The 17,212-nt window shown below is 66.8% G+C and carries 14 protein-coding genes; 5 read left to right on the top strand and 9 right to left on the bottom strand.

Annotated elements, in window-relative coordinates; genetic code table 11:
• Positions 1-33 precede the first annotated feature (33 nt).
• Entirely contained in the window at positions 34-726 is a 693-nt protein-coding gene (locus QX039_RS09245; protein WP_315737706.1) for a helix-turn-helix domain-containing protein, read from the top strand.
• Positions 727-740: 14 nt separating this feature from the next.
• On the opposite strand, the gene QX039_RS09240 is transcribed toward QX039_RS09245, so the two are convergent.
• From QX039_RS09240 to QX039_RS09225, 4 genes are all read right to left on the bottom strand, one after another.
• The gene (locus QX039_RS09240) at positions 741-2,063 is read right to left on the bottom strand and encodes an MFS transporter (RefSeq protein WP_315772437.1); all 1,323 of its coding nucleotides are present in this window, start codon (positions 2,061-2,063) and stop codon (positions 741-743) included.
• Between the two features lie 106 nt (positions 2,064-2,169).
• Positions 2,170-2,628, bottom strand: coding sequence for a PRC-barrel domain-containing protein (locus tag QX039_RS09235; protein WP_315737142.1), 459 nt, complete (start codon positions 2,626-2,628; stop codon positions 2,170-2,172).
• A gap of 47 nt (positions 2,629-2,675) precedes the next feature.
• Positions 2,676-4,877 (bottom strand): amylo-alpha-1,6-glucosidase, encoded by a 2,202-nt coding sequence (locus QX039_RS09230; RefSeq protein ID WP_315737141.1) that lies wholly within the window; start codon positions 4,875-4,877, stop codon positions 2,676-2,678.
• Between the two features lie 72 nt (positions 4,878-4,949).
• Positions 4,950-6,713 carry an ABC transporter ATP-binding protein gene (locus QX039_RS09225; protein WP_315737140.1) on the bottom strand — a complete coding sequence of 588 codons (1,764 nt, stop codon included), beginning with the start codon at positions 6,711-6,713 and terminating at the stop codon, positions 4,950-4,952.
• Between the two features lie 292 nt (positions 6,714-7,005).
• Here QX039_RS09225 and QX039_RS09220 point away from each other — a divergent pair, with 292 nt between their 5' ends.
• On the top strand, positions 7,006-8,076 hold the full coding sequence (locus tag QX039_RS09220; RefSeq protein ID WP_315737139.1) for a glycosyltransferase family 4 protein: 1,071 nt from the start codon (positions 7,006-7,008) through the stop codon (positions 8,074-8,076).
• 44 nt (positions 8,077-8,120) lie between these two features.
• On the opposite strand, the gene QX039_RS09215 is transcribed toward QX039_RS09220, so the two are convergent.
• The 5 genes from QX039_RS09215 to bioB all read right to left on the bottom strand — a co-directional run bounded on the left by QX039_RS09215 (position 8,121) and on the right by bioB (position 14,337).
• Positions 8,121-10,064 carry an alkyl/aryl-sulfatase gene (locus QX039_RS09215; protein WP_315737138.1) on the bottom strand — a complete coding sequence of 648 codons (1,944 nt, stop codon included), beginning with the start codon at positions 10,062-10,064 and terminating at the stop codon, positions 8,121-8,123.
• Between the two features lie 82 nt (positions 10,065-10,146).
• The gene (locus tag QX039_RS09210; RefSeq protein ID WP_315737137.1) at positions 10,147-11,412 is read right to left on the bottom strand and encodes an adenosylmethionine--8-amino-7-oxononanoate transaminase; all 1,266 of its coding nucleotides are present in this window, start codon (positions 11,410-11,412) and stop codon (positions 10,147-10,149) included.
• Positions 11,409-12,041, bottom strand: coding sequence for a dethiobiotin synthase (gene bioD, locus QX039_RS09205; protein ID WP_315737136.1), 633 nt, complete (start codon positions 12,039-12,041; stop codon positions 11,409-11,411). The genes QX039_RS09210 and bioD overlap by 4 nt, the downstream gene beginning before the upstream one ends.
• The gene (locus QX039_RS09200; RefSeq protein WP_315737705.1) at positions 12,038-13,183 is read right to left on the bottom strand and encodes an 8-amino-7-oxononanoate synthase; all 1,146 of its coding nucleotides are present in this window, start codon (positions 13,181-13,183) and stop codon (positions 12,038-12,040) included. The genes bioD and QX039_RS09200 overlap by 4 nt, the downstream gene beginning before the upstream one ends.
• 101 nt (positions 13,184-13,284) lie before the next feature.
• Positions 13,285-14,337, bottom strand: a complete 1,053-nt coding sequence (gene bioB / locus QX039_RS09195) for a biotin synthase BioB (protein ID WP_315737135.1) — start codon at positions 14,335-14,337, stop codon at positions 13,285-13,287.
• 120 nt (positions 14,338-14,457) lie between these two features.
• Between bioB and QX039_RS09190 the strand changes: the two genes are divergently transcribed.
• From QX039_RS09190 to QX039_RS09180, 3 genes are all read left to right on the top strand, one after another.
• Positions 14,458-15,090 carry a GntR family transcriptional regulator gene (locus QX039_RS09190; RefSeq protein ID WP_315737704.1) on the top strand — a complete coding sequence of 211 codons (633 nt, stop codon included), beginning with the start codon at positions 14,458-14,460 and terminating at the stop codon, positions 15,088-15,090.
• 130 nt (positions 15,091-15,220) lie between these two features.
• On the top strand, positions 15,221-16,621 hold the full coding sequence (locus QX039_RS09185; protein WP_315737134.1) for an MFS transporter: 1,401 nt from the start codon (positions 15,221-15,223) through the stop codon (positions 16,619-16,621).
• A gap of 137 nt (positions 16,622-16,758) precedes the next feature.
• Positions 16,759-17,208 carry a (2Fe-2S)-binding protein gene (locus QX039_RS09180; protein WP_315737133.1) on the top strand — a complete coding sequence of 150 codons (450 nt, stop codon included), beginning with the start codon at positions 16,759-16,761 and terminating at the stop codon, positions 17,206-17,208.
• The last annotated feature ends 4 nt before the right edge of the window (positions 17,209-17,212 follow it).

Raw genomic sequence — 17,212 nt, 5'->3', positions numbered from 1 at the left:
TACCACATCGCCATCCGCCGCAAGGAGATGGTCATGCTCAATCAGTCGATTATCAATTCGGTCGTCAGCACCAACGTTCCCCACACCGTCCCCTCTCCTGCGGCCAATCCCTTTGCCGAGATCACCGGCCACACCGGGCTGATCGCCAGCGAGTTCTCGTACAAGAAGGACGAGGAGATCTATGGCGAGGATGAGCCGGCCGAGTACGTCTACCAGGTGATCTCCGGCGCGGTTCGCAGCTACAAGCTGCTCTCCGACGGCCGCCGCCAGATCGGCGCCTTCCATCTTCCAGGGGACGTTTTCGGCCTCGAATTCGGCTCCATGCACCGTCTCGCCGCCGAAGCCATCATCGACACCACCGTGCGCCTGGTGAAACGCCGCAGCCTCGAACAGGCCGCAGGCGTCGACGTCACGGTCGCCCGCAAGCTCTGGACCATGACGGCCGGCGATCTTCGCCATGCCGAGGACCACATGCTGCTGCTGGGCCGCAAGACCGCGATGGAGCGCGTCGCCACCTTCCTGCTCGAGATGGACCGCCGCCTCGCCGTCGCTGGCATGATGGCGCTGCCGATGTGCCGCCGCGATATCGGCGACTATCTCGGCCTGACCCTGGAGACCGTATCGCGCGCGCTGTCGCAGTTGCACAGCCAGGGCGTTCTCGGCTTCTCCGGTGCCCGCCAGATCGTGCTGCGCAACCGCCAGCGCCTGCGCAGCATGGACGCCTGAGGCGTTCTGCCCGTTCACGCCCTGCGCCGGCGGTGCCCGGTCTCGGGCATCAGCAGCGCGATCAGAAGAAGACCTGTCAGCGCCGCGCCCGACAGACCCATGAAGGCGGTGGCGCTGCCGTAGCGGTCGCTGGCGAAGCCGGCGACGACGGTGGACAGCGATCCGCCGATCCCCGACGCTGTCCCGACAATTCCCTGCGCCAGATTGAAATGCCCGCTGCCGAAGGCGACGTCGGCCACCGTCAGTGGAATCATGACGGCGAAGACGGCCGCGGTGACGCCGTCGAAGATCTGCACCGCCACCAGCACGTAGGGATCGTGCACGACCGCGAACAGCGCGCCGCGCATCGCGAGCGCGGCAAACCCCAGCATCAGCAGCGGCCTGCGGCCCCATTGCTGCGCCACCGCGCCGACCGAGGGCGAGGTCAGCGCCACGATCGCCTGCGGCACCACGATGCAGAACGCGATCAGCATCGGCGCCCATTCGCTCGATTTCGTCGTCACCACGCCGGCCATCAGCGGCAGCATCGCCGCATTGGCGAGTTGCAGCAGGAACACGCCGAGCGCGAAGACGAGCAGCGCGCGCTGACGCAACAGGCCGAGCAGATTCGACAGCCGCGCGACCTCCTTGTCCTCGTGATCGGCCCGGCCGTGCGCCCGCGCGACGTCGATCTCGCGCTCGCGGACTCGCGACAACGCGATCAGCGTCGGAAAGGCGAGAATGAAGGTGACCAGGAACACGGCGCGGCTGGACAGCAGATAGCCGCAGGTGCCCATCACGGCCGCGGCCACGCCATTGCCGAGCGACGCGAACCGCGCATTGCGGCCGAGCCGCTCCGCCATGCCGCGCGGCCCGACCAGGCCGAGGCTGATCGCCGCGATCGCGGGTCCCAGCACGCAGCTCGCCGCCGCATGCAACGTTGCGGCAGCCGCGACCACGGGAAAGATCGGCCAAGCCGCATAGGCCAGCGCGCAGCCGCCGATGGCCGCGATGGCAAGGCCGGCGACGCGGCGCTCGGATCTGGCCGCATCGATGATCGCGCCGCCCGGCATCTGCCCGATCAGCCCGACGATGCCGCCGATCGACAGCACCAGGCCGATCTGCGCCTGCGTCCATTTCTGCGTCGTCAGATAGACCGCGATGAAGGGACCGAAGCCGGTCTGCACGTCGGCCAGGAAGAAGATGAACCAGTCCAGCCCGCGCAGGCTCTGCCGCGACGGCGCTGGTCTTGAAGTCTGGCCATGATCCTCCCCGGTATCCGGACGCGCGCCCGCCTCTGCCGCGCCGTCAGGCTCGGACTCCCGGTCAGGCGATCTCGACGGCCGTGCAATCGGCATGGCTCTCACATCTCAACTCATCTCAACTCATGAGGCTGACGGGACAGAACATCCCCACCGTGTTCCGCTGCACGCGCAGGCCGGACCGGCAATCTCACGCATCAACTCAATGATCGAAATCCCAGGGAGACAGCTTGCCGGACGCGCCGAGCACCACGACGGGCTTGTCCTCCTTGTATTCGGGCGCGGCCTTCACCTGCTCCTTGGTGAGGTCGAGCGTGACCTGGTCGCTCTTCTCGGCGATGTGCTTGAAATCGAGCGCGGTCCAGTCGACCACGATCTTGCGGCTGCCGACGCCGAGGAAGCCGCCGAAATCGATCACCGCGGCGCGCACCGTGCCGGTGAGATCGACGATGACGTCGACGATGTGGCCCATGTCCTCGCCGGTCGAGCTGCGCACGTCGCGACCGAGCACGCCATGCGCATCGCGCGCGCCGAGGATCGTGACCGAAGGGGGTGGTGCCGGCTCTTTCGCGGGCGCCGCCGCATCCTTGGCAGGCGGTGTCGGCGACGGCTGCTGCGCATGCCCATGAGTCGCATGCAGACCGATCAGCAGCGGCAGCATGAGGAGGCAGCTGCGAGCAGCTCGGCGGAGGGCGCGTTTCAGCGTCATCATTGCGCCAGCACCAGCGAGACCTGGATCTGACCGCGCCGCCGCAGCACCTCCATGGAGATGTCCTCGCCATGGCGGCGAATCCGCAGGTCGATCGTCGAGTTGCCGAGCCTGAGATCGCGCAGCACCACCCAGTCCAGGAACGCCGGCAGCCGCGGATTGCGCAGGCGGATCTCGCCGCGCGCGGCGTCGAACTCGAGCCCGAGCGCCGCTTCGAGCAAGGTGAATGGGGTTGCGCTGGCCCAGGCCTGCGGCGCGCAGGCCACCGGATAGAGCGTCGGGCCCCGATGCTTCTCGCGCCGGAAGCCGCAGAACAGCTCCGGCAGCCGGCGCAGATCCATGTAGGACGCTGCTTCGAACAGGCCGCCGAACACCTGCTCGACCGCATGCTTCAGGCCATAGCGCGACAGGCCGAGCGCGATCAGCGCATTGTCGTGCGGCCAGATCGATCCGTCGTGATAGGACATCGGATTGTAGCGCGGCTCGCCGCAGGCGACGGTGCGGATGCCCCAGCCCGAGAAGAAATGCGGCCGCAGCAGTTCGGCGGCAAGCTTGCGGGCGCGATCCTCGCGCACCATGCCGCTGAACAGCAGCTGCCCGGCGTTGGACGTCCGGACGCGGCAGGGCTGCTTGTGGCCGTCGAGCGCGAGCGCATAGGTGTTCAGATCCTCGCACCAGAAGGCGTCCTCGAACCGTTCCGCGAGATCAGCGGCCTCGGCCTGGAGCCGGTCCGCCATCTCGGCCTTGCCGAGCCGACGGGCGCAACGCGCCGCCAGCTGCTTGCCGGCAAAGACATAGCCCTGCACCTCCGCAAGCGCGATGTAACCTTCCGCGAGACGTCCATCGGCATGGAACACCGCGTCGTAGGAGTCCTTCCAGCCCTGGTTGGCGAGACCCTGCTCGGAGGCGCGCTGATATTCCACGAAGCCATCGCGATCGGGATCGCCGGGGCCGTCGATCCAGCGCAACGCCAGCTCGATCGCCGGCCATAGCTCCCTCAGGGTGTCGATGTCGCCGGTGCGCTCGATATAGAGGCCGGCGAGCAGCACGAACAGCGGCGTGGAATCGACGCTGCCATAATAGCAGCCGAACGGCACCTCACGCAGCGCCGCCATCTCGCCGCCGCGCATCTCGTGCAGGATCTTGCCGGGCTCGGCATCGGACAGCGGATCGGTCGTGCGCGCCTGATGCACGGCGAGCCGGCGCAGGACGCCGCGGGCAATGCGCGGATCGACCCACAGCATCTGCAGCGCGGTGATCAGCCCGTCGCGACCGAATGTCGTCGAATACCAGGGAATGCCGGCATAGGGATAACGCCCCTCCGGCGTATCCGTCATCAGGATGTTCAGATCGGCCGCTGCCTGGCACAGCACCTCGTTGAGGATGTCGTTGGAGGTCTCGATGCTGGCGGCGCCTACGGTGCATCGGCGCATCTCGCGGCGATGGGCGAGCAGGCTGCGGAAGAAGCGCCGGGGCCGCTCGCCGGCCTTGGCGTTGCACATCACGGCCACGAACAGCGAGGCCGATTCCTGCGGGGCAAGATCGAAATGATAGGTTGCGGCATTGACGGTGAGATGCGTCGGACGCGGATCGAAGCTCACGTCGGTGGTGCGCAGGACGTTGTCCAGGCCGCGATAGCGCAGGACGACCTCGGACGGGTCCACCAGCCGGCTCGCGCTGATGCCGCGCCGCGGCCGCACGGTGCCTCGCACCTCGAAAAGGTCGGCAAAATCATTGTCGAATGTCAGCTTGAGATCGAAGCTGGCCTGGCGATCGCCATGGTTCTGCAGCCCGATGCGCTGATAGGCCGTGCCATGCCACAGAAAGATCGTGCGCACGATGTGCAGCATATCCTTCGGCAGCACCAGGCGGCCCTGGCTGTAGATGTCGGGATTGGTGAGATCGACGGTCAGCGCGGAGTTGTCGTCGCGCAGGCTCGAGCCGAGCAGCAGGGGCTGAACGTCGTCCAACGTCAATTCGAGCCGCGCGAGATAGCGCGTATCAGCGTTGAAGAGACCGTCCGGTCCGCCGGCCGAGGCGCCGATGTCGCCGTGGCCGTCGAGGACGATGAACGTATCGTCGTGCTTGAGCGAGCGCCGCGGCCGGGACGCCGGCCCCGTCATGGGAATATAGAACGGCTGCTCCGCGGGCTCGTCCGTCTGGGTGATCGACGACAGTGTGCTTGCGACTTCGGCGGACATGTTGGCCTCATGCGATGTTGAAGTGCCCAGACAACCGAGAGTGCACGTTCTCGACGCGACCCGACGCTACGATCAGGCGGCGAACTTGGCGAGCCGGTTCATCTCCTGGGTCACGAGATCCCGATACGGGCCCTCGTCCTGCATCAGCCGGTCGGGTGCGCCGTCCTCGATGATCCTGCCCGATTTCAGCACCACCACGCGGTCAAAATTCCGCAAGGTCGCGAGCCGATGCGCGATCGCGATGACGGTGCGGCCGCGCATCAGCCGACTCAACGCCTCGCGGATGGCCTCCTCGGACTCGCTGTCGAGCGCAGCCGTGGCTTCGTCGAGCAGCAGGATCGGCGCGTCCTTGAGGAACGCCCGCGCGATCGCGATGCGCTGGCGCTGCCCGCCCGACAGCTTGACGCCGCGATCCCCGACCATCGTCTGCAGTCCTTCCGGCAGTGTCTCGACGAAGTCGCAGCGCGCCGCGATCGCCGCCCGCAACACCTCGTCGTCGGTCGCACTCGGACGTCCGTAGCGAATGTTCTCCAGAATGGAGCGATGGAACAGCGAGATGTCCTGCGGAACCACCGAGATCGCCTCACGCAGGCTCTGCTGGGTGACCTTGGCGATGTCCTGACCATCGATCCTGATGTGCCCGGCTTGCGGATCATAGAACCGTTGCAGCAGCGTGAACAGGCTCGACTTGCCGCCGCCGGACTGTCCGACCAGGCCCACGCGCTGGCCCGGCTGCAGGCGCAGCGTGAAATTGTCGAACAGCTTGTGGCCGCCTGGATAGTGGAAGGTGATGTTGTCGAAGGCGATGGCCGCACCGCTCTTGACCAGCGGCTCGGCCTCGGGGTGATCGCGCAGCTCGTGCGGCTGCAGCAGGGTCGCGATCGCCTCGCTCATGCGCGCCACGTGCTGGGTGACGTCGACCAGCGCCACCGCCAGATCGCGCGTCGCGTTGAGAATGCAGAGGCCGAGCGTGCAGACCAGCACGACGTCGCCCGTCGTCGCCCCGCCCCGCTGCCACAGCGAGATCGCCCAAGCCATCAGCGCGACCGTCAGCACGATCGTGACCGTCGCGTGCAGAATGCGCAGCTTCTCGAGGTAGCGAAGACTGCGCCCGCGCGCCTCCAGCTCCCTGTCGACCGTCGCATCGAATCGGTCATGCTCGTGGCGCAGGCCGCAGAACGCGCGCACCAGCGGCATGTTCGAGATCACGTCGACCATCTCGCCGTCGACCATGGCCGCCTTGTCGGCGAAATCGTCATGCAGCGGCTTGCCGGCTGCCGCCAGACGGAACATCGCCGCCACCATCATCGCCGCGATCAGCAGCAGGCCGATGGCCATCGGGCCGCTCACGGTTCCGATCAGACAGATCGCCGCGACGGTGGCGAGGCATGGCGGCAAGACGTTCCAGACGAACATGTTCTCGACGGTGAACACGGCGTTCGACGTCGCCGTGATGCGGCTCGACAACATGCCGGGCAAACGGTCGCCGAAATAGCTCGGCGAATGCCCGGTGAGATGACGGAAGATGTCGCGCCGGAGATCTCCGGTGACACGGACGAAGGTGAAGCTCGCGATCCAGCTGGCGACGCGCCACAGAATGTTGTCGGTCGCGATCAGCGCCATCAGCAGCACGAACGCGGCCCAGACGTTGCCGCCCCCCGCAGGCCCGGCGGAGAGGCTGTCGACGAGGGATTTCACGCCATATTGCGTGCCTACCGAACAGGCAACCGCACCGATGACGGCCATCAGGATAACGAGATGGGCGGTGGGACGCTTGCGCAGATAGCGCATCACGAAGGGAAAGGGTCGGTGCGCGTAGCCTGAAAGCTGATCCATGGTCTTCCCCTTGATGAGCGAGGTCGTGGCGACACCTGATGGGGCCAGATGAACGATGAACCATTTCTCCGGTTCCGTGCGCCTTCGCAGCGCAACCCTGCCCTCCGGTGATGCCGCGGCGGGCAGCGTTGGAGAGCGGGGATGGCATCAATAAGACGGCGCGGAACACGTTGTGTCGAAGAAAGAGTGATCGCGTGAATGGAACTTCGCACATGCGACAACGTTCCCGCTGTGGCAGTGCCGGCGCCATTGGGGATTCATCCATGATCGGTCACGAACAGGAGACGACGAGATGCGCATTGCGCAAATAGCTCCATTGACGGAGGCCGTGCCTCCGAAGCTCTACGGCGGCACTGAGCGGGTCGTTCATTGGTTGACCGAAGAGCTCGTTGCCCTCGGACACGACGTCACCCTATTCGCCAGCGGCGATTCTCAGACCTCGGCGAAGCTCTCTCCGACATGGCCGAAAGCTCTGCGCCTCGACGGATCGGTGAGGGATCCGAACGCGCTGCACATGGTGATGCTCGAAAACGTCCGGCAGCAATGCGACGACGAACAGTTCGACATTCTGCACTTCCACCTCGACTACTACCCGTTCTCCCTGTTCCACCGGCAACCCACACCGTTCCTGACCACCTTGCACGGCAGGCTCGATCTTCCGGAGCACCAGCCGGTGTTCTCGGTCTTCAAGGATGTTCCCGTCGTCTCGATCTCGGACTCACAGCGCCGGCCAGTGCCGAATGCGAACTGGGTGCGCACCGTGCTGCATGGACTGCCCGCAACGCTCCTGATGCCCAAGCCGGTGACGCCGAGCTATCTCGCCGTGCTCGGACGCATCGCCCCGGAAAAGGGTGTCGACCGTGCCATCAAGATCGCCATGCGCTGCGGGATTCCGCTGAAGATCGCGGCCAAGGTCGATCGCGCTGACCAAGACTATTACGAGCAGACGATCCGTCCCTTGATCCACGACAATCCGCTCGTCGAGTTCATTGGCGAGATCGGCGATCGTGAGAAGCCGGAGTTCCTGTCTGGCGCGCTCGGACTGCTGTTGCCGATCGATTGGCCGGAGCCGTTCGGCCTCGTGATGATCGAATCGATGGCCTGCGGCACGCCCGTGATCGCCTACAACCGCGGCTCGGTTCCAGAAGTGATCGACGACGGCGTGACCGGCTTCATCGTCGAGGACGAGCTCAGCGCGGTCGCGGCCGTCAATCGCCTGCCCGACCTGAGCCGCGCCCGCGTGCGCGAGCAGTTCGAGCGCCGCTTCACCGCGCGCCGCATGGCGCTCGATTATCTCGCCGCGTATCGCAGCCTGATCGACATCGCGAAGCCGCGCATCCGGCTGGTCAGCAGCGCCGAATAGCACGAGGAGGCCGGGCAAGTCGGCAGCCCGGCCTCCGCCTCAACTCAGGTCACGGCGCCTCGCTTCGGCTCGACGATCTCGAACATGCGCGGGAACTCATCCATCAGCGACATCAGCTCGGCCAGCCGCATCGGATTGCCCGCGAAGCTGATCTTTCCGGCGGCGACCGCTTCCGGAAAGCTCGTGGCCTTGGCAATGACCGCATCAAGCGTCGAACGCGCCAGCGTGAACCCCGCATCGGCGGTCGACGCCTGCACGCCGACCGCATAGGTCAGCGCACAATTCTGCAAGGTGAGCACGAAGCGCTCGCCGGTGTCGGTGAACGTCCAGTTCAGCACGATGTGCTTGCCCTCCGCCTTGGGCCCGTTCAGCCTGACCCCGAGCACGTCCCATAGCTGCTCGGTGCGCAGCGCCGCCAGCGTCTCGCGCGGCAGGCCGGGCCGGGCCGGAACCTCCGGCATACCCTGGCGCAGCTCCTGCGCGCCGAACAGATAGGCATTGCGCCAGGTCGCACTCTCGGCGGCATAGCCGAGCTGCTCCAGCGTGTCGGCCAGCAGCGCGCGCGCCTCGGCATTGTCCGGCTCGGCGAAGACGAGATGACCCACGGCCTGCGCGACGAAGCGGAATTCGCCGTTGGCAAAGTCCGCGCTCGCCCGCGCCAGCAGCGCCTCGGCCCCGCCCATATAGGAGACGTATTTCCGGCCGGCCTCGACCGGCGGCAGCGGATCGAGATTGACCGGATTGGCATCATACCAGCCGAGATATTTCTGGTAGATCGCCTTCACGTTGTGGCGGATGTGGCCGTAATAGCCGCGCGCATGCCATGCCCCTTCGAGGCTCCGGGGCAGCCTGATCTGCTCGGCGATCTCGCTTGCGGTCAGGCCATGATTCATCAGCCGCACCGTCTGGTCGTGGGCAAACTTGTAGAGGTCGCGCTGCTCGCGGATCATGCCGTCGACACGGCTCGCGCCCCATATCGGCCAATGATGCTGGCCGCACATCACCTCCGCCTTGCCGCCCCACAGTTGCAGCGCCTCGCCGAGATATTTCGACCACGCCAGCGCGTCGCGCACGTCGGCGCCGCGAAACGGCAGCAGGTTGTGGAAGTTGTGCGTGCAGTTCTCCGCGAGGTTCAACAGGCGATAGCGCGGCACGAAGAAATGCATCTCCGCCGGCGCCTCGCTGTTCGGCGCCATCTGGAATTCGAAGGTGAGACCGTCGATGGTCCTGGTGTCACCGGTTGCCATGATCAGGTCGGTCGGCCGCAACAGCGCAACGGCCCCCGCCGCCATGGTCTTGCCGAGCCCACAATCGACATGGCCCTTCGGACCCTTCGCGAGCAGCGGCCCGAACTGATATTGCGCCCGGCGCAGCATCGCAGGACCGGCGATGATGTTCTCGGAGACCGCATGCTCGATGAACAGGTTCGGCGCGATCAGCGGCACGCGGCCGCTGGTCAGGGCATCGTCGTCGACCACGCCGCGCGCGCCGCCCCAATGATCGGTGTGGGTATGCGTGAACATCACCGCCGTGACCGGCCTGACGCCGCGGTGCTGGTAGTACAGTTCCAATGCAGCCTGCGCGCCCTCGATCGAGGTCAGCGTGTCGACCACGATCACGCCGGTGTCCCCCTCGATCAGCGTCATGTTGGCTATGTCGAGCCCACGCACCTGGTACACGCCGGGCACGACCTCGAACAGGCCGTGATGCATGTTGAGCTTTGCCTGCCGCCACAGACTGGGATTGACGGTCGGCGGCGCCTGCTCCGCGTCGAGGAAGCCGTAAGGCGCGAGGCTCCAGACGGTGCGCCCCTGCGCCGTCGCCACCTTGGCCTGATCGATCGTGCCGAGAAAGCCGCGGGCGGCATCATCGAAATCGGCGGTGTCGCCGAACGGCAGCGCCTCCAGCAGAGCCTGCTGCGCCGCGCCCACGGCTGCGCTGGCCTCCTTGCACTCCTTGGTGCCATCTCCGCTGACCGGCGCGTTCATGACCGCTTCCTCCGCAACGACGTTGGCACGATGCTAGTGCGCGGGATCGCGGAGCGCAAATCGCGGTCCGCAGAACAGCCCCTCAGAGCACGTGATCGACGGCCTCGTCGATGGCGGCATAGACCGTCTCGACATCCCCGGCGGTGACGCAGTAAGGCGGCATGACGTAGATCGTGTGGCCAAGCGGACGCAGCAGGACGTCGCGGTCGCGAAAGAAGGCTTGCAGCTTGGGGCCGACCTCGGCGAGGTAGCCGGGCTCGTCGGCGTGGAGATCGAGCGCGGTGATGGTGCCACAGCGCCGCAGGTCGGCAAATCGCTCGTCGTAACGCAAGCGGTCGAGGCAGCGCTCCTGCGCGGCCGCGACGGCGGCGATCCGGGCGCGCGTCTGCGGCTGCCGCAACAGTTCGAGATTGGCGCTCGCCGCCGCGCAGGCGATCGGATTGGCGGTGTAGGAGCTGGAGTGAAAGAACGTGCAGGCGCGGTCGGTCGAATAGTGCGCCTCGAAGATGGCGGGACTGCACAGCGTAACCGCAAGCGGCATCGCGCCTCCAGTCAGTCCTTTAGCGTAGCAGGCGATATCGGGGGCGATGTCCGCCTGCTCGCAGGCGAACAACGTGCCGGTGCGGCCCCAGCCGGTCATCACCTCGTCGGCGATGAATAGCACGCCGAACGCCTTGCAGATCCGGTGCATCTCGCGCAGCACCGCGGCCGGATACATCAGCATGCCGCCGGCGCCGAGCACCAAGGGCTCGACGATGAAGGCGGCCGGCCGGTCCTTCTCGCAAAATGTAGAGAGCGCATCCAGAGTCGCCTGTTCCCTGCCTTGCGCTGGAAACGGGACGACGGCGACGTCGAACAGCAGCGGCTCATAGGCCGCATTGAACACGCCGCGCGCGCCGACCGACATCGCGCCGATGGTGTCGCCGTGATAGGAATGCTGCATTACCACGATGCGCGTGCGCGACTCGCCGATGTTCCTGAAATAGCCGAGCGCCATCTTCAGCGCGACCTCGACGCTGGTGGCGCCGCTGTCGGAGAAGAACACGTGCGTGAGGCTCGGCGGCACCAGCGCGAGCAGCCCGGCGGCAACCTGCTCGGCCGGCTCATGGGTATGACCGGCGAAGATGACCTGATCCAGCCGCTCGGCCTGATCCTGGATCGCGCGCACGATATGCGGATGGCAATGGCCGTGCGTGACCACCCACCACGACGCGATCGCATCGATGATCCGCCTGCCGTCGGCGGTGAAGAGATAGGCGCCCTCGCCGCGCACGACCGGTGTCATCTCGGGCTGGAGGGCATGCTGCGTGAAGGGATGCCAGATCGGCGAGGCTGCGTTGCGCGTCATCCTTCGAAATCCGTGCGCTGGAATTGAGTACCGAACACGTGCTGCAGCGATCGCGCCGTCAGCGGCGTGACCCAGGGCAACCGGCCGAGGCGCCTCACCTCGCCGAACCGGCAGATCGTATCTTCGTTGTCGTCGTGGCCGTCGCCGATGAAGGCGATGCCGAGCACGTCGATGCCGCGACTGCGCAGCGCCGCCAGCGACAGCAGCGAGTGATTGATCGTGCCGAGACTGGTGCGCGCGCAGAGCACGACCGGGAGCTGCCAGCGCGCGAAGACATCGAGATAGAGCGTTCCGGAATCGAGCGGCACCATGACCCCGCCGGCCCCCTCGATCACGACAGGCTGGCCGACGGCCTGCGGAGGACGGAGGCGGAGCGGATCGATGCTGATGCCTGCGAGGCGCGCCGCGCGATGCGGCGAGGCCGGCTCGGCCAGCCGATAGGCTTCAGGCAACACGCGGTCGTCGGCGAGTTCGGCGAGCCGCTGGACACGGCGGGCATCCGTCTCCTCGGCAAGGCCGGCCTGGACCGGCTTCCAATAGCAGGCACCGAGCAGCGCCGTGAGGCCGGCGGCGAACACCGTCTTGCCGATCCCGGTGTCGGTCCCGGTGACCACGATGCGCAGCGTCATGGCCGCAGCCCTCCGATCTCGTCGGAGAGCGCATCGAGCAGCGCCGCGATGGCCGCCTCGTCGATATTCAAGGTCAGCGACAGCCTGAGCCGCGCCGTGCCCGGCGGCACCGTCGGCGGGCGGATGCCGCGGACGTCGAAGCCCCGCGCCTGCAGCGCTGCAGCCAGGTTCATCGCGCGCGCATTGTTACCGACGATGCAGGGAATGATCTGCGACGGCGACCAGCTTTCACCGAAGCGCGCGGCGATCGCGCCATGGGCGAAGGCGACGAGCTGCGCCAGCCTCCGCTGCCGCTCCGGCTCTTCGCGCAGGATCGCAAGCGCTTCCATCACCGCCACCGCCATCAGCGGCGACGGCGCCGTGCTGAAGACGAAGGGGCGGCAGCGATTGATCAGCGTGTCGCACAGCACGCGGCTTGCGGTGACCAGCGCGCCGGCGACGCCCAACGCCTTGCCGCAGGTGTGAACGGTCACGATGCTCTCGCGTCCCTCGTAGGCTGCGGCAAGACCGCGGCCCTGCGCGCCATGGACCCCGGTCGCATGGGCCTCGTCGATCAGCAGAAAGGCATCGTGGCGCTCGGCGATCGCGATCAAATCCGCCAGCGGCGCGAGATCGCCATCCATGCTGTAGAGGCTTTCGACGATGATCCAGGGCCGGCCCACCCCGCCGCCCCTGCGCCAGATCAGGATCGCGTCCTCGGCCGACTGGGCGTTGTTGTGGCTGAACTGGCACGTCTCGGCACGGCCGGCGCGCGCGCCTTCATGGGTGCTGGCATGAACCAGCGCATCCAGCACCAGCAGGTCGTCGCGCTGCGGCAGCGTGGTGAGCACGGCGAAGTTCGCCATGTAGCCGGAGCCGAAGAACAGCGCGCTCTCGGCACCGAAGAAGCGCGCCGCTTCCGCCTCGAGCCGTTCGTGCTCCTCGCAATTGCCCCGCAGCAGGCGCGAGCCGCCGGCACCGACCGGCGTGCCGGCCTCCATGGCCGCGGCGACCGCGCGCTTCATCCGCGGAGCCTGTGCGAGACCGAGATAGTCGTTGGAGGAGAAATCGAGACCGGCCCGTGGACTGAGGCGCCGCAACCGGTCATCGGCCGCGAGTCTCTGCAGACCGTCGGAATAGATCGCCAATCTGTCGGACGGCATGGACATGGCTCCGCTCTGTTTCGGTCAGCCGCAGGCGTGGACCGGGCACGACAAGGCAGTTCCGTGGGCGCGGTCGCCCCGAGATCGCGATCAGGCTCGAATCAGGCTGGGGACGGCGCGTCCGCGCTCTCTCTGGCGGCGGCCGGCACGGCCGGGCGCGCCGACAGCGACGAGGTCATGCCGAGACGCGCGAGCAGATCGGCGTCGCGGTCGGCTTGCGGATTGGCCGTGGTCAGCAGCACGTCGCCGATGAAGATGGAATTGGCGCCGGCGAGCAGGCACAGGCTCTGCAGCTCGTCGCTCATATATTGCCGGCCCGCGGACAGCCGCACCACGCTGGCCGGCATCAGGATCCGCGCGACCGCGATCAATCGCACGAGCGCAATCGGATCGGGGCGCGCGGCCGTGTCGTTGACCGGCACGCCCTTCACCTCGTTCCACATGTTGATCGGTACGCTGTCGGGATGCTCATCGAGATTGGCCAGCAACACCAGCATGCCGAGACGGTCGTCGACCTCCTCGCCCATGCCGATGATGCCGCCGCAGCACACCTTGATGCCGGCCTGGCGCACATGCGCGAGCGTGTCGATGCGGTCCTGCAGCGTGCGCGTGGTGATGATGCGGTCGTAGAATTCGGGCGAGGTGTCGACATTGTGATTGTAGAAGTCGAGCCCGGCCGCTTTGAGCCGCTCCGCCTGCGGCGGGGTCAGCATGCCCAGCGTGACGCAGGTCTCCATGCCGAGACCCTTCACTGCGCTGACCATGTCGCAGACCTGATCGAGGTCACGGTCCTTCGGACTGCGCCAGGCCGCGGCCATGCAGAAGCGCTCGGCTCCCGCTGCCTTGGCACGCCGCGCGGTGGCGACCACCTCGTCGCGATCCAGCAGCTTCGTCGCCTTGAGCCCGGTGTCGTAGTGCGCGCTCTGCGAGCAGTAGCCGCAATCCTCCGGGCAGCCGCCGGTCTTGATGCTGAGCAGGCTCGCCGTCTCGACGCGGGTGGGATCGAACTGCCGACGATGCGCCGACTGCGCCAGGAACATCAGGTCCGGAAATGGCAGGCGGTAGAGCGCCTCGGCCTCGTCTCTGGTCCAGTCATGACGGATGGCATTGCCAACCACCATTCGATCAGGGCCCGCACCGCTTCGATCTATCATGCTCGCTCCACACCAAATTATAGATTATAATAGATATTATCTATGATTTCTCTGTATTTGAGCACCGTATCGGACGAGAGCTTCCGCTGCATTGGTTTTTTCGATAGATAATCTATGACTATGCCGGACGAGAATCTCACCACCGCTCAGCGGATCGCCGAAGCCATCACCGATCGCATCGTCAGCGGTGCGCTGCCGCCCGACGCGCCGTTGCGGCAGGACCACGTCGCGCGCGAGTTCAACTCCAGCCACGTGCCGGTGCGCGAGGCATTTCGGCAGCTCGAAGCGCTCTATCTGGTGGTCGCGGCACCGCGACGCGGCGTGCGGGTGGCGCCGCTGGATGCGAAGTCGACCAGGGAGATCGTCGAGATGCGCACAGCGCTCGAGGTGATCGCGCTGCGCAATGCCGCGCCGCGCTATACGCCGACGCATCTCGCCGCGATCGAGCTCGCGCTGATCGAAGCCGACAATGCCGAGACCATTCAGGAGTTCGAGACAGCGAACCGCGCCTTCCACCGCGCGCTGGTCACGCCCTGCGCGATGCCGCGGCTGCTGGCGAGCCTCGACGGACTACGCCTCGCGAATTCGCGGCTGGTGCTGGCGATGGCGCGCAATGCCGGCTGGCGTCCGCGCACCAACCAGGATCACCGCCTGATCCTGCAGGCCCTGCGCGCCCGCCAGATCGGCCACGCCTGCGAGCTGTTGACGCGGCACAACCAGACGATCGAGCGGTTGGCGCGGCCGGGCGTGTAGCCGGCTTCAACCCGTTCCTTGCGACCGGGCGCATACCGCCATGCGCCCGCGACGGCTGGGGCGCCCGTCTGTTCGAGTGTACATGCTGATCCGGACGCGCCCCGCGAGCCGAAGGTCCCCAAAGGTCTCCATGTCCAACCGCCACCACGCTTCGAAGCTCGCCGGCAACGGCACGGCCGACGGCCTGCCGCCTGGCAAGCGGCCCTGGGCGATCGCCGCGATCTTCACGGCGCTGTCGATGGCCTCGCTCGACGTCGCCATCGCCAACATCGCGCTGCCGTCGATCTCGGCCGATCTCCACGTCTCCCCGGCCGAGGTGGTCTGGGTGGTCAACATCTACCAGATCGCGTTGGTGGCGACGCTATTGCCGCTCGGCGCGCTCGGCGAGATCGTCGGCCATCAGCGCATCTATCTCGGCGGCCTCCTGCTGTTCACGCTGGCCTCGGTCGGCTGCGCGCTGGCGTGGTCGCTACCGACCCTGGTCGTCGCCCGCGCGTTGCAGGGCCTGGGCGCCAGCGGCATCATGAGCGTCAACACCGCGCTGGTGCGCTACGTCTATCCCGGCAAGATGCTCGGCCGCGGTCTCGGCCACAACGCGCTCGTCGTCGGCATCTCCTTCACCTTCGGACCGACCATCGCCTCCGCCATTCTCTCGCTCGGCTCGTGGCCTTGGCTGTTCGCGATCAACCTGCCGTTCGGCCTGATCGCGATTGCCATCGGCCTGAAGATGCTGCCGCGCACGCCGCGCGCCGACCACGGCTTCGACTTCCTCGGCGCCGGGCTCGCTGCGCTCTGCCTCGGCCTGTTCATCACCGGCATCGGCAGCGCCGCGCATGGCGCGACGCCGGCCATGGTGGTGGCCGAGCTGGTCGCAGCGCTCGTGCTCGGCGTCATCCTGGCCCGCCGCCAGGCCGATCATCCCGCGCCGATGCTGCCGATCGACCTGTTCCGCCGCGGCGTGTTCGCGCTCTCGGCGGCGACCGCCGTATGCTCCTTCTCGGTCCAGGGCCTCGGCTTCGTGTCGCTGCCGTTCTACTTCGAGGACATTCTCCAACGCTCGCAGGTCGAGACCGGGTTCTTCATGACGCCCTGGCCGCTCGCCGTGACGATCATGGCGCCGATCGCCGGCCGGCTGTCGGACCGCTTTCCCGCCGGCCTGCTCGGCGGCATCGGCCTGGTGATGCTCGGATCCGGCATGGCGCTGCTGGCCATGCTGCCGGAGAACCCGAGCATCGCGAACATCGTCTGGCGCATGCTGATCTGCGGCATCGGGTTCGGCTTCTTCCAGGCGCCGAACATGAAGGCCATCATGTCGAGCGCCCCGCCCCATCGCAGCGGCGGCGCCAGCGGCATCGTCGCAACGGCCCGATTGACCGGCCAGACCACGGGCGCGGCGCTGGCCGCCCTGTGCTTCAGCCTTGCGGGGCGCGAAGGTGCCACCCTTGCCTTGGCCCTCGGCGCAGGTTTCGCCGCGCTGGGCAGCGTGATGAGCTTCCTGCGGCTTGCCGTAGCTCCGCCGCGCGGCCCATGAGCCGAAGCAACTACAACCCCGGCTCATCACAAATCTTCCCGCGCGGCAAACGCATATTCTTGATTTGAAGGATGCAAACGTTCGCGCCACATTGCCGCCCTCTGTTCAACTGGCGAGTTGAACGAAAGGGATCTGCGATGGCAAACCTGACGATCAACGGACAATCCTATGCTCTGGACGTCGAGCCCGACACGCCGCTGCTGTGGGCGATCCGCGAGAACGCCGGACTGACCGGCACCAAATATGGCTGCGGCATCGCACAATGCGGCGCCTGCACCGTGCATCTCGACGGCACCGCCGTGCGTTCCTGCGGCGTCACCGTCTCCGAGGCCCAGGGCAAGCAGATCACGACCATCGAGGGACTCGCCAGCGACGGCGGCCTGCACAAGGTGCAACAGGCGTGGCTGGAGAACGACGTTCCCCAATGCGGCTACTGCCAGAGCGGCATGATCATGGCCGTCGTCGCGCTGCTCAAGGACAATCCGAAGCCGAGCGACCAGGACATCAACGACGCCATCACCAACATCTGCCGCTGTGGAACCTTCGCGCAGGTGCGCGAGGCGATCCACGCCGCTGCCAACGCCTGAGGAG

This window comes from Bradyrhizobium sp. SZCCHNR1043 (genome assembly GCF_032489675.1).
Classification (GTDB): Bacteria; Pseudomonadota; Alphaproteobacteria; order Rhizobiales; family Xanthobacteraceae; genus Bradyrhizobium.
This window is presented reverse-complemented; position numbering and strand designations above follow the sequence as displayed.